21 protein-coding genes are annotated in these 25,631 nt (G+C 69.8%); 6 read left to right on the top strand and 15 right to left on the bottom strand.

All coding sequences use genetic code 11. The features are described from left to right. Positions 1-55 precede the first annotated feature (55 nt). Genes ABIA36_RS12990 through ABIA36_RS12980 form a run of 3 tightly spaced genes read right to left on the bottom strand, consistent with a single transcriptional unit; the run spans position 56 to position 5,084 of the window. Positions 56-1,261 (bottom strand): acyl-CoA dehydrogenase family protein, encoded by a 1,206-nt coding sequence (locus ABIA36_RS12990; RefSeq protein ID WP_369962848.1) that lies wholly within the window; start codon positions 1,259-1,261, stop codon positions 56-58. Beyond that, positions 1,258-3,471 carry a biotin carboxylase N-terminal domain-containing protein gene (locus tag ABIA36_RS12985; RefSeq protein ID WP_369962846.1) on the bottom strand — a complete coding sequence of 738 codons (2,214 nt, stop codon included), beginning with the start codon at positions 3,469-3,471 and terminating at the stop codon, positions 1,258-1,260. Before ABIA36_RS12985 ends, ABIA36_RS12990 begins: the two co-directional genes overlap by 4 nt. Positions 3,472-3,476: 5 nt before the next feature. Then, positions 3,477-5,084 (bottom strand): carboxyl transferase domain-containing protein, encoded by a 1,608-nt coding sequence (locus ABIA36_RS12980; protein ID WP_369962844.1) that lies wholly within the window; start codon positions 5,082-5,084, stop codon positions 3,477-3,479. A 105-nt stretch (positions 5,085-5,189) separates the two neighbouring features. Between ABIA36_RS12980 and ABIA36_RS12975 the strand changes: the two genes are divergently transcribed. Both ABIA36_RS12975 and ABIA36_RS12970 read left to right on the top strand, forming a co-directional pair. After that, positions 5,190-5,813, top strand: a complete 624-nt coding sequence (locus ABIA36_RS12975) for a TetR/AcrR family transcriptional regulator (RefSeq protein ID WP_369962842.1) — start codon at positions 5,190-5,192, stop codon at positions 5,811-5,813. A gap of 99 nt (positions 5,814-5,912) precedes the next feature. After that, entirely contained in the window at positions 5,913-8,588 is a 2,676-nt protein-coding gene (locus ABIA36_RS12970) for a penicillin acylase family protein (protein WP_369962841.1), read from the top strand. On the opposite strand, the gene ABIA36_RS12965 is transcribed toward ABIA36_RS12970, so the two are convergent. From ABIA36_RS12965 to ABIA36_RS12950, 4 genes are all read right to left on the bottom strand, one after another. After that, complete coding sequence (locus ABIA36_RS12965; protein ID WP_369963748.1) at positions 8,546-9,775, bottom strand: citrate synthase; 1,230 nt, start codon at positions 9,773-9,775, stop codon at positions 8,546-8,548. The two genes, ABIA36_RS12970 and ABIA36_RS12965, sit on opposite strands and share 43 nt — an antisense overlap. Before the next feature lie 275 nt (positions 9,776-10,050). After that, a complete protein-coding gene (dapC, locus tag ABIA36_RS12960; RefSeq protein ID WP_369962839.1) occupies positions 10,051-11,184 on the bottom strand; it encodes a succinyldiaminopimelate transaminase in 1,134 nt (377 codons plus the stop codon). Positions 11,185-11,198: 14 nt separating this feature from the next. Continuing rightward, positions 11,199-11,519 carry a ferredoxin gene (gene fdxA, locus ABIA36_RS12955; RefSeq protein WP_369962836.1) on the bottom strand — a complete coding sequence of 107 codons (321 nt, stop codon included), beginning with the start codon at positions 11,517-11,519 and terminating at the stop codon, positions 11,199-11,201. A gap of 45 nt (positions 11,520-11,564) precedes the next feature. Beyond that, positions 11,565-11,993, bottom strand: coding sequence for a DUF6113 family protein (locus tag ABIA36_RS12950; RefSeq protein WP_369962834.1), 429 nt, complete (start codon positions 11,991-11,993; stop codon positions 11,565-11,567). Positions 11,994-12,092: 99 nt separating this feature from the next. Between ABIA36_RS12950 and efeU the strand changes: the two genes are divergently transcribed. The 3 genes from efeU to efeB all read left to right on the top strand — a co-directional run bounded on the left by efeU (position 12,093) and on the right by efeB (position 15,504). After that, positions 12,093-12,947, top strand: a complete 855-nt coding sequence (gene efeU, locus ABIA36_RS12945; protein WP_369962832.1) for an iron uptake transporter permease EfeU — start codon at positions 12,093-12,095, stop codon at positions 12,945-12,947. Positions 12,948-13,012: 65 nt separating this feature from the next. Continuing rightward, a complete protein-coding gene (gene efeO, locus ABIA36_RS12940; protein WP_369962829.1) occupies positions 13,013-14,191 on the top strand; it encodes an iron uptake system protein EfeO in 1,179 nt (392 codons plus the stop codon). A 2-nt stretch (positions 14,192-14,193) separates the two neighbouring features. Next, positions 14,194-15,504, top strand: coding sequence for an iron uptake transporter deferrochelatase/peroxidase subunit (gene efeB, locus ABIA36_RS12935; protein ID WP_369962827.1), 1,311 nt, complete (start codon positions 14,194-14,196; stop codon positions 15,502-15,504). A gap of 102 nt (positions 15,505-15,606) precedes the next feature. On the opposite strand, the gene ABIA36_RS12930 is transcribed toward efeB, so the two are convergent. The 6 genes from ABIA36_RS12930 to ABIA36_RS12905 form a co-directional block, all read right to left on the bottom strand. Then, on the bottom strand, positions 15,607-16,173 hold the full coding sequence (locus ABIA36_RS12930) for a hypothetical protein (RefSeq protein WP_369962825.1): 567 nt from the start codon (positions 16,171-16,173) through the stop codon (positions 15,607-15,609). Next, a complete protein-coding gene (locus tag ABIA36_RS12925; RefSeq protein ID WP_369962823.1) occupies positions 16,170-16,715 on the bottom strand; it encodes a DUF4062 domain-containing protein in 546 nt (181 codons plus the stop codon). The genes ABIA36_RS12930 and ABIA36_RS12925 overlap by 4 nt, the downstream gene beginning before the upstream one ends. Before the next feature lie 106 nt (positions 16,716-16,821). Beyond that, the gene (locus tag ABIA36_RS12920) at positions 16,822-17,292 is read right to left on the bottom strand and encodes a hypothetical protein (protein ID WP_369962822.1); all 471 of its coding nucleotides are present in this window, start codon (positions 17,290-17,292) and stop codon (positions 16,822-16,824) included. A gap of 47 nt (positions 17,293-17,339) precedes the next feature. Beyond that, the gene (locus ABIA36_RS12915; RefSeq protein WP_369962821.1) at positions 17,340-17,810 is read right to left on the bottom strand and encodes a DapH/DapD/GlmU-related protein; all 471 of its coding nucleotides are present in this window, start codon (positions 17,808-17,810) and stop codon (positions 17,340-17,342) included. Between the two features lie 138 nt (positions 17,811-17,948). Further along, positions 17,949-19,865 (bottom strand): translational GTPase TypA, encoded by a 1,917-nt coding sequence (gene typA, locus ABIA36_RS12910; RefSeq protein ID WP_369962820.1) that lies wholly within the window; start codon positions 19,863-19,865, stop codon positions 17,949-17,951. Between the two features lie 597 nt (positions 19,866-20,462). After that, positions 20,463-22,319 carry a dipeptide ABC transporter ATP-binding protein gene (locus ABIA36_RS12905; protein ID WP_369962819.1) on the bottom strand — a complete coding sequence of 619 codons (1,857 nt, stop codon included), beginning with the start codon at positions 22,317-22,319 and terminating at the stop codon, positions 20,463-20,465. Positions 22,320-22,387: 68 nt separating this feature from the next. Between ABIA36_RS12905 and ABIA36_RS12900 the strand changes: the two genes are divergently transcribed. Beyond that, a complete protein-coding gene (locus tag ABIA36_RS12900) occupies positions 22,388-23,014 on the top strand; it encodes a PH domain-containing protein (protein ID WP_369962817.1) in 627 nt (208 codons plus the stop codon). A gap of 32 nt (positions 23,015-23,046) precedes the next feature. Here the strand turns inward: ABIA36_RS12900 and ABIA36_RS12895 are convergent, their stop codons facing one another. Both ABIA36_RS12895 and ABIA36_RS12890 read right to left on the bottom strand, forming a co-directional pair. Beyond that, a complete protein-coding gene (locus ABIA36_RS12895; protein ID WP_369962816.1) occupies positions 23,047-24,060 on the bottom strand; it encodes an ABC transporter permease in 1,014 nt (337 codons plus the stop codon). Continuing rightward, a complete protein-coding gene (locus ABIA36_RS12890; protein WP_369962815.1) occupies positions 24,060-25,592 on the bottom strand; it encodes an ABC transporter permease subunit in 1,533 nt (510 codons plus the stop codon). Before ABIA36_RS12890 ends, ABIA36_RS12895 begins: the two co-directional genes overlap by 1 nt. Positions 25,593-25,631: the final 39 nt, after the last annotated feature.

Below are 25,631 nucleotides of genomic sequence, written 5' to 3'. Positions count from 1 at the left end.
TACCGCCGAAACCGCCGAGTCGCCAGATAATCTGCGTACTCGGCGGTTGGGGGCGTCAGGCTTCGAAGCCGAGGGCCCGGGAGATGAGCATGAGCTGGACCTCCGTGGTGCCCTCGCCGATCTCCAGGATCTTGGAGTCGCGGTAGTGGCGGGCGACCGGGTTCTCGTTGAGGAAGCCGTAGCCGCCGAAGATCTGGGTCGCGTCGCGGGCGTTGTCCATCGCGGCCTCGCTGCCGACCAGCTTGGCGATGGAGGCCTCCATCTTGAACGGGACGCCCGCCATCAGCTTGAACGCCGCGTCGTAGTACGCCAGCCGGGCCGCGTGCACGCGGGCCTGCATCCGCGCGAGCTTGAACGCGATGTGCTGGTTCGAGCCGATCGGCCGGCCGAAGACGTTGCGGGACTTCGCGTAGCGCACCGCCTCCTCCAGGCAGCCCTGCGCGGCGCCGGTGCAGAGCGCGGCGAACGCGACCCGGCCCTCGTCGAGGGTCTGGAGGAAGTTGGCGTAGCCGCGGCCTCGCTCGCCGAGGAGGTTGGCCTCCGGCACGTGCACGTCGGTGAGCGTCAGCGGGTGGGTGTCGGAGGTGTGCCAGCCGACCTTGTCGTAGACCGGCTCGGCGACGAAGCCGGGGGTGCCGCTCGGGACGATGATCGCCGACAGCTCCTTCTTGACCGAGCCGTCCGCGCGCCGCTCCTCGCCGGTCACGGCGGTGATCGTGACGAGCTTGGTGATCTCCGAGCCGGAGTTGGTGATGAACTGCTTGGTGCCGTTGAGGATCCACTCGCCGTCGCGAAGGACCGCCGTGGTCTTGGTGCCGGAGGCGTCGGAGCCCGCCTCCGCCTCGGTGAGCCCGAACCCGGCGAGCGCCTCGCCGCGCGCCAGCATCGGCAGCCACTCCTGCTTCTGCTCCTCGGTGCCGCTGCGGAAGATCGGCATCGCGCCGAGCCCGACGCCGGCCTCCAGGGTGACACCGATGGACTGGTCCACCCGGCCGAGCTGCTCGACCGCGAGGCAGAGCGAGAGGTAGTCCTTGCCCTGGCCGCCGTACTCGACCGGGAACGGGAGGCCGAACAGGCCCATCCGGCCCATCTCGGCGATGATGTCGTACGGGAGGCTGCGCTTGGTGTCGTACTCGTACGCGGCGGGCGCGACGACGGTGTCGGCGAAGTCGCGGACCTGGTCGCGGAGGCGGCGCTGCTCGTCGGTGAGCTCGAAGCCGGCGACGTCGAGGTCGGCCGGGCGTGACATCTGCATGGTCATCGGAGATTCCTGTCTGTTGTGGTGACGGTCCCTGCCGCGGCGTGCTCGCCGTGGGATGAGGCGGCCGAGGGTGTCGGCTCGGGGGTGTCCGCCGGGGTGGGCGGGACGTTCTGGGTGGTGGTGGCGGGCGCGGTGGCGGCGGTCGCGGTCGCGGCGCCGGGCGCGGTGGTGGCGGCCTCGGCGGACTCGGGCGCGTCCACGACGGCCACAAGCTGGTCGAGCTTCACCAGGTCGCCTGGCGCGACCTTCACGGTCACGGTCCCGGCGATCGGGGCGACCAGGCGGTGCTCCATCTTCATGGCCTCGACGACGGCCACGGTGTCGCCGGCCTCCACCTCCGCGCCGGACGCGACCGGCACGGCCACGACGGTGCCGGGCATGGGCGAGCGGACCTCGGGATGCGCCGCGGCCTCGCCGCGCTCCCGGGCGGCGAGCGCCGCGGCCAGCCGCTCGGCGGGCGTCCGCAGCCGCAGGGCGCGGGAGCGGCCGCCATGGGCGAGCCAGACGGTGGCGCCGTCGCGGGCCGCGTCGAAGCGGGTCACGACGCCGTCGAGGTCGAGCACGACGGAGTCGGGCTCCCCTGCCGTGCCGGGCTGCACCGCGATCCGGGCGGTGTGCTCGCGCACGTCCCCCTCCGACCCGGGCACGGTCACGTGCTCGCCGTGCACCTGCACACTCACGCCGTCGACGTCGTACCGGACGGGACGTGCCGAGCCGATGCGCCACCCGGTGGGCGCGGCCCAGAGCGCTCCGACGCTTTTCGGGGCGGACGTCTCCCGCTCCCGGTGCGCCAGCAGCGCCGCGGCGACCAGCTCGGCGGTGGAGGCCGGCTCCGGCTCCAGCGCGGAGAACCGCCGGTCGATCAGCGTGGTGTCCATGCTGCCCGCGCGCACCTCGTCGTCGGCCAGCAGGTCGCGCAGCCAGGCGATGTTGTTCACGACGCCCAGCACCGCGGTGCCGGCGAGCGCCCGGTCGAGCCGGGCCAGCGCGCCGGCCCGGTCGGGCGCCCAGGCGATGACCTTGGCGAGCATCGGGTCGTAGTCGGTGACGACGCGCGTCCCGGCGGCCAGGCCGCTGTCGACGCGCACTCCCTCGCCGGCCGGCTCGCGCAGGGCGACCACCGCGCCGTCGCCGGGCAGGAACTCGCGCTCGGGATTCTCGGCGTAGACGCGCGCCTCGACGGCGTGCCCGGTGAGCCGGATGTCGTCCTGCGCGAAGGCCAGCGGCTCCCCCGCGGCGACCCGGAGCTGCCACTCCACCAGGTCCACACCCGTCACCAGCTCGGTGACCGGGTGCTCGACCTGGAGGCGGGTGTTCATCTCCATGAAGAAGAACTCGTCCGGCCGCTCGGCGGAGACCAGGAACTCCACGGTCCCGGCGCCGACGTAGCCGACGCTCGCCGCGACCCGGCAGGCGGCCTCGCCGATCCGGGAGCGCGTCGCCGCGTCGAGCAGGGGCGACGGCGCCTCCTCGACCACCTTCTGGTGGCGGCGCTGCAGGGAGCACTCGCGCTCGCCGAGGTGGACGACCGCGCCGTGCCGGTCGGCGATGACCTGCACCTCGATGTGCCGCGGCGACTCCACCAGCCGCTCCAGGAAGAGCGTGTCGTCGCCGAAGGCCGCGGCCGCGACGCGACGGGCCGCGCGCAGCGCCTCGGGGAGGTCACTGGCGGCGTGCACCGCCTGCATCCCCTTGCCACCGCCACCCGCCGACGGCTTGAGCAGCACGGGATAGCCGATCTGCTCGGCCGCGGCGATGAGCTCCTCGTCGCTGAGCCCGGGCTCCGCGATGCCGGGGATGGTCGGGACGCCGGAGCGGCCGACCTCCTGCTTGGCGGAGATCTTGTCGCCCATCACCTCCAGCGCGTGCACGCCGGGGCCGACGAACACGATGCCCGCGGCCTCGCAGGCGTCGGCGAGGGCCGCGTTCTCGGACAGGAAACCGTAGCCCGGATGCACCGCCGAAGCACCCGTGCGGCGTGCGGCCTCCACGATCGCCTCGACGGACAGGTAGCTGTCGCGCGCGGGTGCGGGCCCGATCCGGACGGCGGTGTCGGCGAGCCGGACGTGCGGAGCGTCGCGGTCGGCGTCGCTGAAGACGGCGACCGAGCGGATGCCGAGGCGGCGCAGCGTGCGGATCACGCGGCAGGCGATCTCGCCGCGGTTCGCCACCAGCACGGACTCGAACGGAACGGAGGAGTGGTCGGTCATCGTCATCACATCCGGAAGAGGCCGAAGGCCGTGTCGGGCAGCGGCGCGCGGGAGCAGACGTCGAGCGCCAGCCCCAGCACGGTGCGGGTGTCGGCGGGGTCGATCACGCCGTCGTCCCACAGCCGGGCGGTGGAGTAGTAGGGGTTGCCCTGGTCCTCGTACTGCGCGGCGATCGGCGCCCGGAACGCGGCCTCGTCCTCCGCGCTCCACTCCTCGCCGCGGGCGTCGAGCTGGTCGCGCTTGACGGTCGCGAGCACGCTGGCCGCCTGCTGACCGCCCATGACCGAGATCCGGGAGGCCGGCCACATCCAGAGGAACCGCGGCGAGTAGGCGCGGCCGCACATCGAGTAGTTGCCCGCGCCGAACGAGCCGCCGATCACGACGGTGAGCTTCGGCACCCGGGTGGTGGCGACGGCGGTGACCATCTTGGCGCCGTTCTTGGCGATGCCGCCGGCCTCGTAGTCGCGGCCGACCATGAAGCCGGAGATGTTCTGCAGGAACACCAGCGGGATGCCGCGCTGGTCGCACAGCTCGATGAAGTGCGCGCCCTTGAGCGCCGATTCGCTGAACAGCACGCCGTTGTTGGCGACGATGCCGACCGGGTGGCCGTGGATGTGCGCGAAGCCGGTCACCAGGGTTGTGCCGTACTCCGGCTTGAACTCGCTGAACTCCCCCGCGTCCACGAGCCGGGAGATGACCTCGTGCACGTCGTAGGGCGCCTGCACGTCGACGGGGACGACCTCGTAGAGCTCCTCCTGGTCGGCGATGGCGGCGCGGGTGGCGAGCACCTCCCACGCTGGGGCCGCAGGCTGCGGGAGGGTCGCCACGATCTCGCGGACGATCCCGAGCGCGTGCTCGTCGTCCTCCGCCAGGTGGTCGACGACACCGGAGGTGCGGGCGTGGAGGTCGCCGCCGCCGAGCTCCTCGGCCGTGACGATCTCGCCGATGGCGGCCTTCACCAGCGGAGGGCCGCCGAGGAAGATGGTGCCCTGGTTGCGCACAATGACCGTCTCGTCGCTCATCGCCGGGACGTACGCGCCGCCGGCGGTGCACGAGCCGAGCACGGCGGCGATCTGCGGGATCTTCGCCGCCGACAGCCGGGACTGGTTGTAGAAGATGCGGCCGAAGTGGTCGCGGTCGGGGAAGACCTCGTCCTGCATCGGCAGGAAGGCTCCGCCCGAGTCGACCAGGTAGACGCACGGGAGGCGGTTCTCCAGCGCGATCTCCTGCGCGCGCAGGTGCTTCTTGACGGTCATCGGGTAGTAGGTGCCGCCCTTCACCGTGGCGTCGTTGCAGACGATCATCACGTGGCGGCCCTCGACCAGACCGATGCCGGCGATGACGCCGGCGGCGGGGCTCTCGTCGCCGTACATCCCGGTCGCGGCGAGCGGCGCGATCTCGAGGAACGGGCTGCCCTCGTCCAGCAGCGCGTCGATGCGATCGCGCGGCAACAGCTTGCCGCGGGCGACGTGGCGCTCGCGGGCGCGCTCGGGGCCGCCGGCCGCGGCGACGGCGAGGCGCTCGCGGAGGTCGGCCACCAGCGCGCGCTGGGCGTCGGCGTTCCCCGCCGGCGCGGTCGTGCTCGGGTCGGGCATCGTGCTCAGGGCAGGCATCGTGCTCCTGTGTCCTCGTCGACATGAGTTAGTGGTCACTAACTCGAATTTAGGTTAGTGTTCGTTAACCCGAATGTCCAGCCCGCACCTGGGAGTCCTCTCGAAATGACCGAGATCGTACCGGCCGACCCGCTCGCCCGCCCGACCCAACGCAGTCAGGCGAAGGCCGACCGGCGCGCTGCGCTGCTGGAGGCCGCGGCCGGCAAGTTCGCCGAGCGCGGCTTCAACGGCGTCTCGATCGAAGACCTGGGCGCCGCCGCCGGAGTCAGCGGCCCCGCCGTCTACCGGCACTTCGCGTCCAAGCAGGCCGTGCTCGCCGCCCTCCTGGTCGGCGTCAGCGAGAACCTCCTGGACGGCGGCGCCGCGGTCGTGCGGGAGGCCGCCGACCCCGCCGGCGCGCTGCACGGGCTGATCGCCTTCCACGTCGACTTCGCGCTGACGGAGGCCGACACCATCCGCGTGCAGGACCGCGACCTCGACGCCCTCGCCCCCGAAGACCGCCGAGCCGTGCGCACGCTGCAGCGCCGCTACGTCGACCTGTGGATGAGCGTCCTCGGCGAACTGCAGCCGTCCCTCGCCGCCGACGAGCTGCGCGTGCGCGTGCAGGCGACCTTCGGACTGATCAACTCCACGCCGCACTCCGCGCGCGTCGGCGCCGCACACACCGCGGACGCCTCCGTGCGCCCGGTGCTGGAAGGGATGGCCTGGGCCGCGCTGACCTCCCGCTGACCGTGCGCCCGCCCGCTCAGCCTCTTCGATACGACACCCTCGTGGACTAGAGTCCGAGGACGCGGGCACGACGTCCCGGCGGACTCGACGGGAGGCGACGTGGGCGACGACACTCCCCGGCTGAGGCTGCACCATCGGGTGCTGCGCACGCTCGGAGTCACGCTCGCCGTGCTGCTCGTCCTCGCCCTCCTCGCGGGCGGCCTCGCGGTGTGGACGGTCACCCTCTCCTTCCCGCAGACCTCCGGCTCGCTGCAGGTCTACGGCCTGAGCGCGCCCGTGACCGTGACGCGCGACTCCGCCGGGGTCCCGCAGATCACGGCGCGCACCGCCGACGACCTCTTCCGCGCGCAGGGCTACGTCCACGCGCAGGACCGGTTCTGGGAGATGGACTTCCGCCGCCACGTCACCGCAGGCCGGCTCTCCGAGCTGTTCGGCCCCAGCCAGATCCCGACCGACACCTTCGTCCGCACGCTCGGCTGGCGCGACGTCGCCGAGCAGGAGGTGCGGCGGCTCGACAGGACCTCGCAGCGCTACTACCAGGACTACGCCGACGGCGTGAACGCGTACCTGAACACGCACTCCGGTCCGCAGCTCTCGCTCGAGTACGCGATCCTCGGCATCCAGAACCCGGACTACCACCCCGAGCAGTGGACGCCGGCCGACTCGGTGGCGTGGCTCAAGGCGATGGCGTGGGACCTCCGCTCCAACCTGGAGGACGAGATCGACCGGGCGCTCCTGGCCACCAAGCTGACGCCCCAGCAGATCGCCGAGCTGCACCCCGGCTACGACTACAGCGCGCACCCGACCATCACGGCGCTCGGCGGCGGAGCGCCCGGCACGGTCACCCCGGACGCCGCGCCGGCCCGCTCGGCGGCGTCTGCCTCCGCCGCGGCCGGTGACGCGGACGCGACGGCCGCGCTCGCCGCCGTGCCCACCGCCCAGTACCGGAACCGGCTCGAACAGGTCGCCTCCAGCCTCGACGCCCTCCCGACCCTGATGGGACCGGCCGGCGACGACATCGGCTCCAACTCCTGGGTCGTCTCCGGAGCGCACACCGCGACCGGCAAACCGCTGCTCGCCAACGATCCGCACCTCGGCGTCGTGATGCCCTCGGTCTGGTACCAGGTCGGGCTGCACTGCGCGGTCGTCGACGCGGCGTGCCCGTTCGACGTCTCCGGCTTCAGCTTCTCGGGTCTCCCCGGCGTCATCATCGGCCACAACGACCGAATCGCCTGGGGATTCACCAATCTCGGGCCGGACGTCGCCGACCTCTACGTCGAGAAGGTCACCGGCGACACCTACGAGTACGACGGCGCGCAGGTGCCGCTGACCATCCGGCACGAGACGATCGCGGTGGCGGGAGGCCCCGCCGTGCGGATCACGGTGCGCTCGACCCGGCACGGCCCGATCATCACCGACCTCAGCGACGGCTACGGCGTCATCGCGAAGGACCAGGCCGGGAAGCTCGGCGTGCCGGCTCAAGCGTTCCAGCTCTCGCTGGAGTGGACCGCGCTCACCGCCGGCCCGACCGCCGGGGCGATCTTCGCCTTCGACACCGCGCACGACTGGGCGAGCTTCCGGGCCGCGGCGGCGACGTTCCAGGTGCCGTCGCAGAACCTCATCTACGCCGACGTGGACGGCAACATCGGCTACCAGGCGCCCGGCCTCATCCCGGTGCGCGCCAAGGGCGACGGCACGGTCCCTGTCCCCGGCTGGACCAGCGCGTACGGCTGGGTCGGGACGATCCCGTACGACCAGCTCCCGAGCGTCCTGAACCCGCCGAGCGGGTACATCGTCACCGCCAACAACGCCGCCGTCGGCCCGCAGTTCCCGGCGATGATCACGCAGGACTGGGACGCCGGTTACCGCGCGAACCAGATCCAGCTCCGCCTCACGAAGCTGCTCGACGCGGGCCACAAGGTGACGTCGGCGGACATGTCGGCCATCCAGGCCGACACCTACGACGCCAACGCGGCCACCCTCGCTCCCCTGCTCATCGCCGCCGGCGCGAAGGCCGACCCGACCAGCGGCGTCGCGAAGGGCGCCGCGCTGCTGCGGGGCTGGAACTACCACGACGACGGCGACAGCGCCGCAGCGGCCTACTTCGCGGTGTTCTGGAAGAACCTGCTGGCCGACGCGTTCGGCCGCAAGCTCCCGGCCGACGCGCGTCCGGTGGGCGGGGACCGCTGGTTCCAGGTCGTGCAGGCGCTCGTGAAGCAGCCGGACTCGGCGTGGTGGGCGGACAGCCGTCTCGGCACGCTCGACCGGGACGACATGATCGCCTACGCGGCGAACCAGGCCTGGAGCCAGACCCAGAGCACGCTCGGCGGCGACCCGAAGAGCTGGCGCTGGGACCGCCTGCACACCCTGGAACTCACGAACGCCTCGTTCGGGGCGTCCGGCGTCGCGCCGATCGAGTGGCTGTTCAACCGCGGGCCGTATCCGCTCGGCGGCGGGTCGAGCGTCGTGGACGCGACCGGCTGGGACGCGTCGGCCGGCTACCAGGTCGACAGGGCCCCGTCGATGCGGATGGTGGTCGACCTCGGCGACTTCGACCGCAGCACCTGGATCAACCTCACCGGCGCGTCAGGGCACGCGTTCGACTCCCACTACGCCGACCAGGCGCGGCTGTGGGCGGTGGGCCGCACGCGGCCGTGGCCGTTCTCGGCGAACGCCGTACGGGCGGCGGCGGATCAGACGCTGACGCTGACGCCCGTAGCGCCGGGCGGGACTCAGCGCCCGCTCGGCCAGTTGCGCTCGCCGTCGCCGACGTAGAGCTGCTGCGGGCGGCCGATCTTGGTGCTCGGGTCCTGCGTCATCTCGCGCCAGTGGGCGATCCAGCCCGGGAGGCGGCCGATGGCGAACAGCACGGTGAACATCCGGGTCGGGAAGCCCATCGCCTTGTAGATGACGCCGGTGTAGAAGTCGACGTTCGGGTACAGGCGGCGGTCGACGAAGTACTGGTCGGCGAGCGCGACCTCCTCGAGCTCCTTCGCGATGTCGAGCAGCGGGTCGTGCACGCCGAGAGCGGCGAGGACTTCGTCGGCCGACTGCTTGACCAGCCGGGCGCGCGGGTCGAAGTTCTTGTAGACGCGGTGCCCGAAGCCCATCAGCTTGACGCCGGACTCCTTGTTCTTGACCCGTTCCACGAACTTCTGCACGCTCTCGCCCGAGTCGCGGATGTCCGCGAGCATCTGCAGGACGGCCTCGTTGGCGCCGCCGTGCAGCGGGCCGTAGAGGGCGTTGATGCCGGCCGAGACCGAGGCGAAGAGGTTCGCCTGGGTCGACCCGACGAGGCGGACGGTCGAGGTGGAGGCGTTCTGCTCGTGGTCCTCGTGCAGGATGAGCAGGCGCTCCAGCGCGCGCGACAGCACCGGGTTCACCTCGTACGGCTCGGCGAGCGTGCCGAAGTTGAGCCGCAGGAAATTGTCCACGAAGCTCAGCGAGTTGTCCGGGTAGAGGAACGCCTGGCCGATGCTCTTCTTGTGCGCGTAGGCCGCGATCACGGGGAGCTTGGCGAGGAGGCGGACGGTCGAGAGCTCGACCTGCTCCGGGTCGCTGACGCTGAGCGAGTCCTGGTAGAAGGTCGACAGGGCCGAGACAGCACTGGAGAGCACCGACATCGGGTGGGCGTCGTGCGGGAGGGCGCTGAAGAAGCGGCGCAGGTCCTCGTGGAGCAGCGTGTGGCGGCGGATGCGCTCGTCGAAGTCGGCGAGCTCGGCCGGCGTCGGCAGCTCGCCGTGGATGAGCAGCCAGGCCACCTCGAGGAAGGTCGAGTTCTCGGCGACCTGCTCGATCGGGTAGCCGCGGTAGCGCAGGATGCCCGCGTCGCCGTCGATGTAGGTGATCGCCGAACGCGTGGCGGCGGTGTTGACGAAGCCGTAATCGAGGCTGGTCAGCCCGGTCTGCTTGGTCAGGCTGGAGAGGTCGATGCTCGACGCGCCCTGCGTGCTGGGCAGGATCGGGAACTGGGCGACGCCACCCGGGTAGCGGAGCTCCGCGACGGGCGCCTCCGCGGCTGCGGTCTCCTGGGCGGGACCGCGCTGCTGCGCCTGCGGCTGCGCGGCAGTCCGATCGGTGCCGGCCTGCTCGGTGCCGAGTCCGCTCACAACGCCTCCTGGGTGGGATTGGGGTGCTTCGCGTGCCGATCGTGTCGACGACGCAGTGAAGCCGTGCTCGTACAGCCTAGCCAACCCGCGCGGCTACTGTCGCATCGGGCAAAGGCCGACGGCGTCCCTTAGAGGGTGTCTCCAAAGGCGCGCAGCCGGGAGGCCGCCGCCGCGATCCGCTCGTCCGTCGCCGTGAGCGACAGCCGCACGTGCTGCGGGTAGTGGTCGCCGTAGAAGACGCCGGGGCCCGCCAGGATGCCGAGGTCGGCCAGCCGGCCGATGCTCTCCCAGGCGTCGCGTCCCTCGGTCGCCCAGAGGTAGAGCCCGGCCTCGCTGCGGTCGACGCGGAAGCCCGCGGCCTCGAGCGCCGGCTTCAGCAGTTCGCGCCGCGCCCGGTAGCGCCCGCGCTGCTCGGCCACGTGCGCGTCGTCGCCGAGGGCGACCACCATCGCGGCCTGCAGCGGAGACGGCAGCATGAGCCCGGCGTGCTTGCGCACCGTGGTGAGCCGCGCGATGAGCGCGCGGTCGCCGGCGATGAACGCGGCGCGGTAGCCGGCGAGGTTCGACTGCTTGCTGAGCGAGTAGACGGCGAGCACGCCGCTCCGGTCCTCCCCCGCCACGCGCGGGTCCAGCACGCTCGGGGTCGGCGCGGCGTCCCACGGTGCGTCCCAGCCGAGCTCGGCGTAGCACTCGTCGCCCGCGACGACCGCGCCCAGCTCGCGCGCACGGGTGACGGCCGCCCGCAGCTCGTCGACCGACAGCACGCGGCCATCGGGGTTGCCCGGGCTGTTCAGCCAGACCAGGCGGGTGTTCTCGGGCCACTCGGCGGGGTCGTCGCTCGCCACGGCCTCCGCGCCGGCGAAGGCCGCGCCGATCGCGTACGTCGGGTAGGCCGCGCGCGGGTGCACGACGGCATCCCCCTCGCCGAGGCCCAGGAAGAACGGCAGGAAGGCGACCAGCTCCTTGGAGCCGATGGTCGGGAGGACGTCCTCCGGAGCGAGGCCGGGCACGCCGCGCCGGCGCTCGAACCAGGCGGCGATCGCCTCCCGCAGCGCCGGCGTGCCGACGGTCTGCGGGTAGGCGTGCGCGTCGGTCGCCGCGGCGAGCGCGTCGCGGATCAGCGCGGGCGTCGGGTCGACCGGCGAGCCGATCGAGAGGTCCACGAGCCCGGAGGAGTCGCCGAACGGCACGGCCGCCCGCGCGCGCGCCGCGTACGGCGCCATCAGGTCCCAGGGGTAGTCGGGCAGCTCTGCGAGAGCCACGTCACTCCGCCTTGTCAGTGCGCCTGCGGAGGCAGGGCGGTGATGAGCGGGTGGTCCTTCGCGATCACGCCGACCTTGGCGGCGCCGCCGGGAGAGCCGATGTCGTCGAAGAACTCCACGTTGGCCTTGTAGTAGTCGGCCCACTCCTCGGGGAGGTCGTCCTCGTAGTAGATCGCCTCGACCGGGCAGACGGGCTCGCAGGCGCCGCAGTCGACGCACTCGTCGGGGTGGATGTACAGCGATCGCTCACCCTCGTAGATGCAGTCGACGGGGCACTCGTCGATGCAGGCGCGGTCTTTCACATCGACGCACGGGAGGGCGATGACATAGGTCACTGTGGTTCCGGTTCCCTTCGGATGGACGGTCGGGAGGCTACCCCCCTAGCTTAGGCCGTCCGGGCTCGGGCCGCCGTGCTCGGCCACCGCCGGCGCCGTCCGGCGGTCGCGGTCACGCCGGGCGCCGCGGACGTCCGGCCACGCGACGACGATCGCGGTGATCAGGATCGGGCCGACGAGCCAGACCACGCCCATCGCGTTGTTCGGGATCAGCACCGAGCCGCCGGGGCTCTGCTGGGTGAAAATCAGGATGACGGCGATCGCCCCCAGCGCCGCGCACAGCGCGGGCCAGCGGGAGCTGCCGAGCAGCCGCAGACCGACCAGCAGCGCGGTGAAGCAGAGCAGCGCACCGATCAGTCCAAGCGGGACGGTGACTCCCCAGTCGACCGTGAGCTGCTGCGCGACCGTCCCGATCCCGCCGACCACCGCCCCCGCGACGACCAGGAGGACGGCGTTGACGATCCGGCTCAGCATGCTCGAATCCTAGCTGGACACGACAACCGGACGTGTCCTAGAGTCGTGCAGGTAAGGTTAGCCTTACCAACATCCCTCACCTCCACTCGAAGGTCCCCTGTGCTCGCGAACTACCTGATCGGCCTCCGCGAAGGCCTCGAAATGGCGCTCATCGTCACCATCCTCGTCGCGTACGTGGTCAAGATCGGCCGGACGGACGTGCTCTCGAAGCTCTGGATCGGCGTCGGCGTCGCGCTCGTCGTCCCGCTCGGGATCGGGGCGCTGCTCACCTGGGGCCCCTACGGCCTCAGCTTCGAGGCGCAGGAGATCGTCGGCGGAACGCTGTCGCTCGTCGCGGTCGGCTTCGTCACCTGGATGATCTTCTGGATGGGCAAGACCGCCCGCAGCATGAAGTCCACCCTGCAGAACCGGCTCGACTCCGCGCTCGTCGGAGCCGGCTGGGGCGTCGTGATCCTCGCCATGCTGAGCGTGGGCCGCGAGGGCATCGAGACCGCGCTCTTCGTGTGGGCCACGGTCGCCAGCATCGGCGGCGGCTGGGAGCCGGTCATCGGCGCGGTCCTCGGCCTGGTCTCCGCCGCGGCGCTGGGCTTCCTGCTCTACCGCGGCATGGTGAAGATCAACCTCGGCTCGTTCTTCACCTGGACCGGCGCGTTCCTCATCCTCGTCGCGGGCGGCGTGCTCGCCTACGGCATCGGCGACCTGCAGGAGGCGGGCGTCATCCCAGGCGCCGGCATCCACGCCTACGACATCAGCGGCATCATCCCGTCGTCGAGCTGGTACGGCACCGCGCTCGCGGGCATCCTCAACTTCAACCCGTCGCCGACCTGGGCCCAGGTCATGACCTGGGCCGGCTACATCGTCGTCGTGACCTTCGCCTACGTGCGCCAGCACCGCGCGTCGCACGCCCGGCCAGCGTCGACGTCCGCCGGGCCGTCGACGGCCGTCCACTCCTGAACGACAGCCTCGCGACCGCGCGGGGCGTCCACAGCATCCACCAGAGCAGAAAGCACAGCATCGCCATGCCCCGACTCCGCCACCTCGGCCCGATCGCCGCATCGCTGGCCGGCGCCGCCGTCGCGCTCGCCCTCACCGGCTGCGTCCCCAACAGGGCCGTCGCCGAGGCGGAGGCCATCCAGGTCACGCTGACGGACACCTCCTGCACCGTGAAGACCGCGACCGCGCCCGCTGGACCGGTCACCTTCCAGGTCAGCAACACGGGCTCCGACGTCAACGAGTTCGAGGTGCTGGCGCAGGACAAGCTGCGGATCGCCGCCGAGCGGGAGAACATCGGCCCTGGCACCACGATCAACTACGTGGTGCAGCTCGCCGAGGGCAGCTACTACACCGCGTGCAGGAAGGGGATGGTCGGCAGCCCGACCTCGCTCGCGAAGTTCACCGTCACCGCGGGCTCCTCCGACACGAAGACCGCGAGCGAGAGCAAGCAGGTCGCGCAGGCCGTCGGCAACTATCTCGCCTACGTCAAGGACCAGGCCGGGGAGCTCCTCACCGCGACCACGACCTTCGCGGCCGCCTACGAGTCCGGCGACGACGCGGCGGCACGCGCCCAGTACCCCGCCGCGCGGACGTTCTACGAGCGGATCGAGCCGACCGCCGCGCAGTTCGGCGACATCGACCCGGCCCTCGACCTGCGGGAGGCCGACCTCGAGCCAGGCCAGGAGTGGATCGGCTGGCACCGGATCGAGAAGGACCTGTGGGCGCCCGCCGGCTTTACCACCTCCGACGCCGCCGCACGCAAGACCCTCGGCGGGCGGCTCGTCGCCGACACCCGGCGGCTCTACGACCTCGTCCACGCCACGGACTTCACCCTCAGCCTCGACCAGATCTCCAACGGCGCCGCCGGCCTGATGGAGGAGGTCTCCCGCACCAAGATCACGGGCGAGGAGGAGATCTTCTCGCACACCGATCTGTGGGACTTCCACGCCAACGTGGAGGGCGCGGAGGTCGCCTACGGCACCGTGCGCGCCATCCTGCTCGAGAAGGGGGCGACCGGGACGGCCACGGCGAAGCAGCTCGACAGCGAGTTCGCGACGATCAACACGCTCCTCGCGCAGCACAAGGAAGCTGACGGCTTCGTGAGCTACCCGCAGCTGACGACGCCGCAGGTCAAAGCGCTCCAGGACTCGGTCAACGCGTTGAGCGAGCCGCTCAGCCGGCTCACCTCGATCCTGGTCAAGTAGCGGTGAGTGAGGACACGAACTCCGCCGACCGCCCGGCGCCGGAGCCGGACACGGGACGCTCCGGCCTGTCCCGACGCGGGATGCTCGGGCTCGCGGGCGCCGCGGTCGGTGCCGGCGTCGTCGGGTTCGGGGCCGGTGCGGCCGTGGGCCACGCCGTCGCCTCCTCCCCCGACGGCGCGACGTACCCGTTCTACGGCGCGAACCAGGCCGGCATCGTCACGCCGACGCAGGACCGCCTCCACTTCGCGGCGTTCGACGTCGCGGCCGGGCTCGACCGCGCCGGGCTGATCGAGCTGTTGCAGGACTGGACCGTCGCCGCGGCACGGATGACCCAGGGCAAGGCCGCCGGGAAGTACGGCCCCGCCACCGGCCCGGCGGACGCTCCCCCGGACGACACCGGCGAGGCGCTCGACCTGCCGCCGGGCGGCCTCACGCTCACCTTCGGCTTCGGGCCGACGCTGTTCACCGCGGCGGACGGGACCGAGCGGTTCGGGATCGCGGACAAGCGCCCGGCCGCGCTGGTCGACCTCCCGCACTTCCCGGGAGACGCGCTGCTCGACAGCCTCACCGGCGGCGACCTGTGCGTGCAGGCGTGCAGCGACGACCCGCAGGTGGCAGTGCACGCCATCCGCAACCTGTCCCGCATCGCCTTCGGCCGCGCCGCCATCCGCTGGTCGCAGCTCGGTTTCGGCCGCACGTCCTCCACCTCGCGCAGCCAGACCACGGCCCGCAACCTGTTCGGCTTCAAGGACGGCACCGCGAACATCAAGGCCGAGGACTCCTCGGTCGTGACCGAGCAGGTCTGGGCCGACCGCGGCGACGGCGCGGCCTGGATGCACGGCGGCTCGTACCTGGTGGCGCGGAAGATCCGCATGGTCATCGAGACCTGGGACCGCCAGCAGCTCGGCGAGCAGGAGCGCATCGTCGGCCGGGACAAGGGCGAGGGCGCGCCGCTCTCCGGCGGCACCGAGTTCAGCGAGCCGAACTTCCTCGCGCTGTCACCGGCCGGCGGGACGAAGATCGACCCCGACGCGCACGTCCGCCTCGCGCACCCGTCGATGAACGACGGCGCGCAGCTCCTGCGCCGCGGCTACAACTTCGTCGACGGGAACGACGAGCTGGGCCGGCTGAACGCGGGACTGTTCTTCATCGCGTTCCAGCGCGACCCGCGGAAGCAGTTCATCCCGATCCAGAACCGGCTCGCCAAGAACGACCTGATGAACGAGTACCTCAAGCACGTCGGCTCCGCCGTGTTCGCGGTGCCGCCGGGCGCCCGCGAGGGGTCGTACGTGGGCGCCCCGCTCTTCGGCTGAGACGCCGCGGAAAAAGTACTAGGCAGACCGGCGGGTCGCCAAAAATCATGAGCGGCCAACCCACCGAGCGGGCTCGTGCCTGGGCTCGGAGACACTTGTCGTTCAATTTACAGGTGCGTCATCCACCGGTGCGGACTCCGGCCGAGCGCCTCCGCTTTCGCCGCCCGGTGACGTGGAACCGTCATCATCGTGCGGTGACGGGGTTTCCGGCGTTTCGGATAACGTCACCTTGAATATTGCTTTGAGAGCCTCCCTACCAAACGCGGAAAGGGACCAGTAAGCCTCCGTATCGCTAACTGGATGTTTCTTAGGCGAAGGCTGTACCAAATCTAGAGTCGTGAGGTCGGCCAAAAGGCCCTTCATTTGATTCAGCGCGACAATGTCCCAACCATTGGCTTTGTCGGCCCTAATATGCATCGCTAGAGTCCCCGCCATGCCACTTACGGAGGCTTCGATGAGCATCTCCGGCCCAAGAATGCGGAACACATGGAACAGTTCGACTTCAGCGTCGGTCTGCCACTTTCCGCCGGGAGTGTAACGGTACGAGGGAGTCCGCTTCGTATTGAAGAGCGTGCGCATTGTGCGCTGCACCTCTTCCTTCTGTTCCTTCTTCGAGGCCTCCTGTGTTTCTGTGATCTGTCGCCGCAGCGCGGCATTCTCTGCGCTCAAACGGACAACTTCGGGGTCACCTCTGGTCCACCGCCCCTGGTAGAAGCACGTACCCACCCCTCACGAGGGTTTGCAGCGAATGCTTTCATCAGCGCAACCGAGAATCGCCCGTAAAGGTCTTCCGCTGAAGACCAGAAACTGACGGGCTTGGCTCGGACTAGTGCCTTGAAGTCGACCAGGGCTCTCTGACTGTCCGCTCCCGTTTCGGTGCGGTCGCCAGGCCATGGAGCCTTATCGTCGATAATGAAGCCCAGAACTGGAATCCCTTGCGCGACGGCGTGTTCGTACTCTTTGCGCGTGTAGCTGATTCCGTCACCGGTGAGCGAGCCGAGGCGATGGGCAATGACTACGGCGTAATAGTCGCTCTCCTCAATATGCCTAGCAATGATCTTCCATTGCTCCTCGTCGGCTGCGCTGAACATCTCCATTCCCACAGGGATGTGGCCCATTTCAAGGACCGCCTTAATTACTTGTTCGCGCTCATCCCTCAGGTCTTCGTATGTTGAACTGATGAATACCTGATATTTCGCCGAGGTGGCCATGTGCGTCCCTTCCCAATGTCGCGGAACGCTCGGTGGTCAGTTGTCCCGGACCTGGACCAGCCTATTTGCTCCGAATCCAGGAACGAGGTACTTCGGCGCTCTTGGCTTACGGCGTCGCCGTCGGCGACGGCGTCGCCACGGCGGCGCTGGACACGGAGTAGTTCGCGACCCAGCCGTTGTTGCCCGCGTCGCTGACCACGACGAGGACGCCGTAGTCGGCGTTCGCGAAGGTGCCCGTTCCGCCGCCGTCCGGCCCCTGGGCGCCGAACTGGCCGTCGAAACCGGCGTCCGTGAGCTGCTTGGCGATGTCCGTGTACGCCTTCGCGTCCGCGACCTTCACGGTCACGTTCCAGACCTTGCCGTGGCCGCTGCCGACGCTCGCGCCGAACACGACCGCGCCCTTGTAGAGCGGGACCGACGTCGGGAAGTCGGACGGGACCTTGTTGCCGCCGATATCGACGTTGCCGCCGGTGACGTCCTTGACGACGGTCTGGAAGCTGCAGCCCGCGAGAGCGGGCGCGGCCCCCAGCAGAAGGAGGGCCGCGACCGGGAGCGCGACAAAGCGCGAACGTCTCATGTGTCGATTATCCGCGCCCATGTTCCTGCCGGTACCGCAAGCCGCGCTCAGGAACCCGGTACAGAAGCCGATGAGCCAGATGCCAAGGTCCGGATCCGGCGAGCGGGCACCCCGACGTAGACGCCATCGGGCTCGGTCGATCGTGTCACAACCGCGCCGGCGCCGATCACGCAGCCCGGTGCGATAGTGACGCCGGCAAGCACGACGACGTTCGCCCCGACCCAGCTTCCATCGCCCACGACGATCGGCTCGGTCCGGTCGTCGCTCGCGCGCTTGGTCGACCCGCCGATCCCGTGTGTTCCTCCGGCGAGTGTGACCTGAGGACCGATGTATGCATTGGTGCCGATGTCGATTCGCCCGCCGTCTACGATGCAGCGGTGATTGATGAAGACACCGTCACCGATGGTGAGTTCCGACGCGCGGAAGATGCTCCCGGAGAGGATGGTCGCCCTCCCGACGCGCACACCGCACACACGCAGGATCGCCAGTCGCAACGGGCGCGGCACGATGTGTGACATCGCGAAACCGTTCGCTCCTACGAAGTTGACGGCGCGACGGATACGACTGGTCATACATCACAGGTTAGCGTGAACTTTCACGCATCGCCGAAGCTCCGGGCGATCCCTCAGGAGGCCGCCTCACGGCCGAAGCCGTGCTTACGCGTCCTGGCGCTTGAGGCGCGAGGCGGCGCGACCGCGAGCGGTGGCGTCGAGCTCGACCTTGCGGATGCGCACGGCCTCCGGGGTCACCTCCACGCACTCGTCCTCGCGGGCGAACTCCAGGCACTCCTCGAGCGTCAGCTGGCGCGACGGCGTCATCGACTCGAAGTTGTCGGCCGTGGACTGACGCATGTTGGTCAGCTTCTTCTCCTTGGTGATGTTCACGTCCATGTCGTCCGAACGCGAGTTCTCACCGATGACCATGCCCTCGTAGACCTCCTCGGTGGGGTTCACGAAGAAGGTCATCCGCTCCTGGAGGGCGATGATCGCGAACGGGGTCACGACGCCCGAGCGGTCGGCCACGATGGAGCCGTTGCTGCGGGTGACGATCTGGCCGGCCCACTCGTCGTAGCCGTGCGAGATCGCGTTCGCGATGCCCGTGCCGCGGCTGATCGTCAGGAACTCGGTGCGGAAGCCGATGAGGCCGCGCGACGGGACGATGAACTCCATGCGCACCCAGCCGGTGCCATGGTTCGCCATGTTCTCCATGCGGCCCTTGCGGGCGGCGAGGAGCTGCGTGATCGCGCCGAGGTACTCTTCGGGAACGTCGATCGTGAGGTGCTCGTACGGCTCGTACGTCTTGCCGTCGACCTTCTTGGTGACCACCTGCGGCTTGCCGACGGTCAGCTCGTAGCCCTCGCGGCGCATCTGCTCGACGAGGATGGCGAGCGCGAGCTCACCACGACCCTGCACCTCCCAGGCGTCGGGGCGGCCGATGTCGAGCACGCGGAGCGACACGTTACCGATCAGCTCGCGGTCGAGGCGGTCCTTGACCATACGGGCGGTGAGCTTGTGGCCCTTGACTTTGCCGACGAGCGGCGAGGTGTTGGTGCCGATCGTCATCGAGATCGCGGGCTCGTCGACGTGGATCAGCGGAAGCGGTCGGATGTCCTCGGGGTCGGCGAGGGTGTCGCCGATCATGATGTCCGCGAAGCCGGCGACGGCGACGATGTCGCCGGGGCCCGCGCTCTCGGCCGGATAGCGGTCCAGCGCCTTGGTGATCATCAGCTCGGTGACGCGCACGTTGTGCACATCGCCGTCGTGACGCACCCAGGCGACCGTCTGGCCCTTCTTGAGGGTGCCGTTGAAGATGCGCAGCAGCGCGAGGCGGCCCAGGAACGGCGACGCGTCGAGGTTCGTGACGTGCGCCTGCAGCGGAGCCTCGGGGTCGTAGGTCGGCGCGGGGATGTGCTCCAGGATGGCCTCGAACAGCGGCTCGAGGTCCGCGTTGTCGGGCAGCTCGCCGTTCTCGGGGCGGTTCAGGCTCGCGGCGCCGTTACGACCGGAGGCGTAGACCACCGGCACGTCGAGGATCGCGTCGAGGTCGAGGTCGGGCACGTCGTCGGCCATGTCGCTCGCGAGTCCGAGCAGGAGGTCCTGGCTCTCGTGGACGACCTCCTCGATGCGGGCGTCGGGACGGTCGGTCTTGTTGACCAGCAGGATGACAGGGAGCTTGGCCTCCAGCGCCTTGCGCAGCACGAAGCGGGTCTGGGGCAGCGGGCCCTCGGAGGCGTCCACCAGCAGGACGACGCCGTCGACCATCGACAGGCCGCGCTCGACCTCGCCGCCGAAGTCGGCGTGGCCCGGGGTGTCGATCACGTTGATGGTGATGGGGCCGTTGGTGGCGTGCTTGCCCTTGTAGGAGATCGCCGTGTTCTTGGCGAGGATCGTGATGCCCTTCTCACGTTCCAGTTCGTTGGAGTCCATGGCACGCTCTTCGACGTGCTCGTGGTCGCCGAACGAGTTGGTCTGCCGCAGCATGGCGTCGACCAGCGTGGTCTTGCCGTGGTCGACGTGGGCGACGATCGCGACATTGCGCAGATCGTCGCGGTGGGCGACGGCGTTCTCGGACATGCGTGAAGGCTCGACTCTCGTCAGGAAGTAAAAGGGGAACGGTCTATTCTATCCCAGCGCGCGGGCGCCTCCGTGAACGGCCCTCAGCCGAGCGCGAACGCCGCACCCGGGACGGCGTCGAGGAGGGCGCGCGTGTCCTGCTCCACCAGCCGGCTGGCCTGACGTCGGTGGGGTTCACCGGCGCTCCCGGTGCCGCATCCCCCGAGCGGACGGAAAGGTCCTCTGTCAGCGAGAGGCAGACGGTGGGATGCGGCGCGGGGGTCGTCGAAGTGTCCTGGCGGAGCGACTCCGCCGTTCGCCTCACCGTCTACGAGAACAACGTCGCAGGCGCGCGGACCACGGCGGACGTCGCGGCAACTCCGGGCGAGCACTCGTACACCAGCGCCCATCACACGCTGCCCTGGGCGTTCCTGGACGATGACGGGACGTCGGTTGCGGTGGACAGCCGCGCACAGTGTGCGCACTATCACTGAGTTGACCCGCAACACGAGCAGCTACACCGAGAGGTGCGTCGCTTTCAACCGCTAGGAGCTGTCGGCCGAGAGCAGACGAAAAGTGGGCCGCGTCCTACGACGCGGCCCACTTTTCATAATCGGCTTACAGCCCCTGCGCCACCGGCGGCTCCGGCTGCTGCGGCAGGCCCTCGTTGACCGGCACGACCTCGTCCGAGCCCGCGGCGAGCAGTTCCAGGCGCAGGGCGCGGCGGGCGCGCTGCTGCTCCGGGTCGGGCAGCGGCACCGCGGCCAGGAGGCGCTGCGTGTAGGCCTCCTTCGGGTAGCGGAGGATCTCGTCGCGGGTGCCGACCTCCACCAGTGCGCCGTGGTGCATCACGGCGATGCGGTCGGCGAGCACGTCGATGACGGCCAGGTCGTGGGTGATGAACAGGCACGCGAAGTTCATCTCCTTCTGGAGCTGCTGCATGAGCTCCAGAACGCGGGCCTGCACCGACACGTCGAGGGCGCTGGTCGGCTCGTCGGCGATCAACACCGTCGGCTTCAGCGACAGCGCACGGGCGATGCCGACGCGCTGCTTCTGGCCGCCCGACAGCTCGTGCGGGAAGCGGCTGCGGTAGGCGCGCGGCAGCTCGACACTGTCCAGGAGGCGGTCGACCTCCTTCGCCAGGCCGGCGCCCTTCAGGCCCTTCGCCAGGCGCAGCGGCTCACCGATCGAGTCGGCGATCTGGAGGCGCGGGTTCAGCGACGACGACGGGTCCTGGAACACGATGCCCACGCTGCGGTGCAGCTTGCGGATCTCGTCGCGGTTCGCCTTGCTGATGTCCTGGTCGGCCACCACGAGCTTGCCGGAGTGGATCGGCAGCAGGCCGATCGCGGCGCGGCCGAGCGTCGTCTTGCCGGAGCCGGACTCGCCCACCAGGCCGACGACCTCGCCCTCGTGGATCTTCAGGTCGATGTCGGTCGCCGCGCGGAACGCGGGGACGCGGCCGTGCTTCGGGTACTCGATGGCGACCTTCTCGAAGTCGACGACGACCTTCCGCTTGTCCATCTCCGCCTCCTGGGCGGCGGCGGCGGCGATGCGCTCGTTGACGCGGATGCGCTCGGCGTACTCGGCGTCCGGGTTCTCGGCGCCGGCGGCGAGGGCGGCGGTCGTGTCGATCTCCTCGTCCTCGCGCTGGCCGAGGTGCGGCACGGCGTCCAGGAGTGCGATCGTGTACGGGTGCTGCGGAGCGTCGAAGACCTCCTTGACCGTGCCGGACTCGACGATGTCGCCCTTGCGCATCACGACGATGTTGTCGGCCAGGTCGGCGACGACGCCCATGTCGTGCGTGATCAGCAGGATCGCGCTGTCCAGCCGGTCGCGGAGGCTGCGGATGAGCTCCAGGATCTCGGCCTGCACGGTCACGTCGAGCGCGGTGGTCGGCTCGTCGGCGATCAGCAGCTTCGGGTCGCAGGAGATCGACTGGGCGATCATCGCGCGCTGGCGCTGGCCGCCGGAGAGCTGGTGCGGGTACGAGTTGAACGCCTTCACCGGGTCGGGCAGCTCGACCATGTCGAGCAGCTCGAGGGCGCGCTCCTTTGCCTCGTGCGGCGACATCCCGAAGTGAATGCGCAGCGTCTCGACGATCTGGAAGCCGACCGTGTAGACCGGGTTCAGCGCGGTCATCGGCTCCTGGAAGATCACCGCGACCTGGCGTCCGCGGACGCGGCGCATCTGCTGCGGGTTCAGGCCGGTGAGCTCGCGCCCCTCCAGCTTGATCGAGCCGCGGACGCGGGAGTTCTGGGGCAGGAGGTCGAGGATCGCCATCGAGCTCGCACTCTTGCCGGAGCCGGACTCTCCGACGATGGCGAGCACCTCGCCCGCCTTGATCTGGTAGTTCAGCTTCTTGGCCGCGGGCACCCAGACGTTGTCCACGCCGAAGTCGACGGACAGGTCGGTGACCTCGAGCACGGGGGCGCCGACGACGACCCCGGCCCCGCCGGTGGTGTTCTCGGTCATGATTCTTGGTTCCTTTCGGGGGCGCACTCGAGCGGGGTGGAGACAGTGCGGGATGAGAGCATGGACCCATGCCCTACGTCTCCCCCGCCGAGCGCGAGGTTTTCGTGTCCCGGTTCAACCGGGTCCTTGCCGTTCTGATCTGGGCGGCCGCTGCCGCCCTCATCGTCGGCCTTCTGGTGAGCGTGCACGATGCGCGCCTGCTCTACGTCGTGCCGTGCGCGCTGTTCGCGCTCATCGGCTGGGCGCTGCTGTGGCGTCCGCGCCTCACGGTCGCCGACGAGGGCATCGAGGTGATCAACGTCACCCGCACCGTCGACATCCCGTGGCAGGCGCTCATCCACGTCGACACCAAGTACGCGCTGACCCTCTACACCCCTGGACGCAAGTTCCCGGTGTGGTCCGCTCCCGCTCCCGGCACGGGGCGGACGCTGCGCGCCACCCGCCAGGAGACCAGGGGCCGTGTGGGCAAGCCGAACGTCGCGGACAGCGTGCGCCGCCCGGGCGACCTGCTGAACACCGAGTCCGGCGCCGCGGCCGAGGTGGTGCGACGCCGCTGGATCCAGCTTCAGCAGAGCGGCACGATCGACAGCGGCCTGGCGGACGAGACGCCCGTGACGGTCCGCTGGCACATCGTGTCGCTGGCCGCGCTGACCGTTCTCGCGGTCGGCACGGTCGCCGCCCTGCTGGTGGCCTGAGGAGGCCACCAGCAGCGCAGCGCGGGCGGATGTCACAGCACGTCCTCCGCGAGGGCCGCGCCCGTGCGGGGTCCGTTGAAGTCGTCCTCGCCGGGCTCCGGCTCCTCCTCGCGCATCTTGCGGAGGTTGAACCGGCGGTGGCGCGGGTCGAACGCGTCGCGCAGACCGTCGCCGACGAAGTTGACCAGCAGGGCGAGCGTCACGATGAACGAGCCGGGCCACCAGAACAGCCACGGACGGGTCTGGAACGCGGACTCGTTCGAGCTGATCAGCAGGCCGAGCGAGACGTCCGGCGGCCGGATCCCGTAGCCGAGGAACGACAGCGCCGTCTCGAGCAGGATGGCCGAGGCCATGATCAGCGTCGAGGACACGATGACGACGCCGATGGCGTTCGGCAGGACGTGCTTGAAGATGATCCGGGCGTCCGAGGCGCCGGCGACGCGGGCCGCCTCCACGAACTCCCGCTCGCGCAGCGACAGGAACTCGCCGCGCACCAGACGCGCGATGCCCATCCACGAGAAGAAGCCGAGCATCAGGGCGAGGAAGAACGCTCCGAGGCCGCCGAACATGTGACCGACGACCGAGCCGATGACCAGCGCCGGGATCACGATGAACACGTCGGTGATGCGCATCAGGATCGCGTCGACCACGCCGCGGAAGTAGCCCGCGATCGCGCCGACGACGACACCGACGACACTCGCGATGAGGCCGAGCACGACCATCACCAGCACCGAGTTCTGGATGCCGCGCATCGTCAGGGCGAAGTAGTCCTTGCCGATGCGGTCCTGGCCGAAGGGGTGCTCCCAGGTGGGGGAACCCTGCGCGACCTGGTTGTTCAGCTCGACGTAGTTGTACTTCCACCAGCCGGGGATCGGCCCGATGCCGATCGCGGAGATGGAGAACAGCACGATCAGGATGAACAGGATCGCGCTGGCGACGGCGACCTTGTTGGACAGGAAGCGCTTCCAGATGAGCTTTCCCTGGCTGACGGGCGGGGAGCTCGGCTCCTGCAGCTCGTCGGCGATGATGGGTTCAGTGGTCGACATCAGCGGACCCTCACTCTCGGGTCGAGTGCGGCGTAGGACAGATCCGCGAGGAAGTTGAACAGGATGGCCATGATCGCGATGACGAGGAAGTACGCCATCACGGGGTTCAGGTCACCGCGCGACAGTCCCGCGTTGAACAGGGAGCCCATGCCCGGGATGGCGAAGACCTTCTCGGTGATGATCGCGCCACCGAGCAGCGCACCCACGTCGAAGGCGACGAGAGTGGTGATCGGGATGAGCATGTTGCGGAACGCGTGCCGGACGACGACCGTGCGCTCGGGCATGCCCTTGGCGCGCGCCGTGCGGATGAAGTCCTGGCCGAGCACCTCCAACATCCCGGCGCGCGAGTAGCGCGTGTACGACGCGAACGAGATCAGCAGCAGGGCGATCGTCGGCAGGGCGAGGTGCGTGAACGTGTCGAGACCCGTCACCCACATGTCGCCGGTCAGGCCGGGGGTCGACGAGCCGACCGTCGCGATCGGGCGGCCGTTGGTGTCCTGGAAGTACGTCGGCCACGCCTGCATGAAGCGGTCGACGACGATCAGGAAGCCGGACACGATCGTGACGATGACGGCGACCCGCATGTTCTGGCCGCGGTCGTAGCCGCCGACGAGCCAGCCGATGCCCAGGCTGACCAGGATCGCGACGATCGCCAGGATGACGATCGTGGACGGCGTCGAGATGTTGAACAGCCACTGCAGCCCGAAGTAGCAGACCAGCGCCACGGCGCCCGCGATGCTCGCGGAGATCAGCGCCCGGCGGCTCTGCAGGCCGGCGGTCAGCGCGGTAGCGCCGATGACGGTCCCGGCGATCAGGATGATCATCACGACCGGGCCGAGACCGGGGTGCAGGAACCAGTTGGTGGCGCTCATCAGCAGCAGCACGCCCGCGGTCGCGACGCCGGAGACGGCGAACGTGGTCGCGCGCCTCCGCATGTCGCCGCCGATCAGGGACTGCCAGATGAGTCCGGCCACCACCCCGATCAGCACCGCGACCCACCAGGGGATCGTCGGGTTCGCGAGGAAGTTGTTGAAGCCGATGGCCACGAACTCCTTGAGGAGCACGGCCACGAGGAACGCCGGGAGCGAGTACAGGAAGAAGCTGAGGAACGTGACGACGTTGTCGAGGCCGCTGTACTGGCGGAGGGCGGTGACGATGCCGATGGTGACACCGAGGAGGATCGCGAGGATGAGCGCGACGGTGACGAGCTGAACGGTCGAGGTGAGCGCCTGCGGGAGGATGTCCACCACCTTCGCGTTCGAGATGGTCGATCCGAGGTCGCACGAGTTCGCGAACGGGATGAGGCACTTGGCCGCGCCGCCCAGCCAGAGCAGCCACCGCAAGGGCGGGACCACGTCGAGTTGGAGCAACTGGATGCGCGCGTTGATGAGCGCGACCTTGTTGGGGGAATTGCTGCTTCGCAGATCCTGAAGCGGGTCGGAGCTATACGCGACCAGCATGTACATCAGGAACGAAGCGGCGATGATGATGAGCACTGAGACCAGGAGTCGTCTCAGGATGAAACTCGCCATAGGTTCAAAACCTTCACTGACAGGGCGCGCCATTGCGGG

Source organism: Leifsonia sp. EB34, from assembly GCF_041260585.1.
In the GTDB taxonomy this organism is placed as follows: domain Bacteria; phylum Actinomycetota; class Actinomycetes; order Actinomycetales; family Microbacteriaceae; genus Leifsonia.
This window is presented reverse-complemented; position numbering and strand designations above follow the sequence as displayed.

Bases quoted from the DNA above. Each gene is read 5' to 3' on its own strand.
- ABIA36_RS12990 (WP_369962848.1), bottom strand. From the start codon at position 1,261: ATGACCATGCAGATGTCACGCCCGGCCGACCTCGACGTCGCCGGCTTC.
- ABIA36_RS12985 (WP_369962846.1), bottom strand. From the start codon at position 3,471: ATGACCGACCACTCCTCCGTTCCGTTCGAGTCCGTGCTGGTGGCGAAC.
- ABIA36_RS12980 (WP_369962844.1), bottom strand. From the start codon at position 5,084: ATGCCTGCCCTGAGCACGATGCCCGACCCGAGCACGACCGCGCCGGCG.
- ABIA36_RS12975 (WP_369962842.1), top strand. From the start codon at position 5,190: ATGACCGAGATCGTACCGGCCGACCCGCTCGCCCGCCCGACCCAACGC.
- ABIA36_RS12950 (WP_369962834.1), bottom strand. From the start codon at position 11,993: ATGCTGAGCCGGATCGTCAACGCCGTCCTCCTGGTCGTCGCGGGGGCG.
- efeO (WP_369962829.1), top strand. From the start codon at position 13,013: ATGCCCCGACTCCGCCACCTCGGCCCGATCGCCGCATCGCTGGCCGGC.
- ABIA36_RS12925 (WP_369962823.1), bottom strand. From the start codon at position 16,715: ATGGCCACCTCGGCGAAATATCAGGTATTCATCAGTTCAACATACGAA.
- ABIA36_RS12920 (WP_369962822.1), bottom strand. From the start codon at position 17,292: ATGAGACGTTCGCGCTTTGTCGCGCTCCCGGTCGCGGCCCTCCTTCTG.
- ABIA36_RS12915 (WP_369962821.1), bottom strand. From the start codon at position 17,810: ATGTCACACATCGTGCCGCGCCCGTTGCGACTGGCGATCCTGCGTGTG.
- typA (WP_369962820.1), bottom strand. From the start codon at position 19,865: ATGTCCGAGAACGCCGTCGCCCACCGCGACGATCTGCGCAATGTCGCG.
- ABIA36_RS12905 (WP_369962819.1), bottom strand. From the start codon at position 22,319: ATGACCGAGAACACCACCGGCGGGGCCGGGGTCGTCGTCGGCGCCCCC.
- ABIA36_RS12900 (WP_369962817.1), top strand. From the start codon at position 22,388: ATGCCCTACGTCTCCCCCGCCGAGCGCGAGGTTTTCGTGTCCCGGTTC.
- ABIA36_RS12895 (WP_369962816.1), bottom strand. From the start codon at position 24,060: ATGTCGACCACTGAACCCATCATCGCCGACGAGCTGCAGGAGCCGAGC.
- ABIA36_RS12890 (WP_369962815.1), bottom strand. From the start codon at position 25,592: ATGGCGAGTTTCATCCTGAGACGACTCCTGGTCTCAGTGCTCATCATC.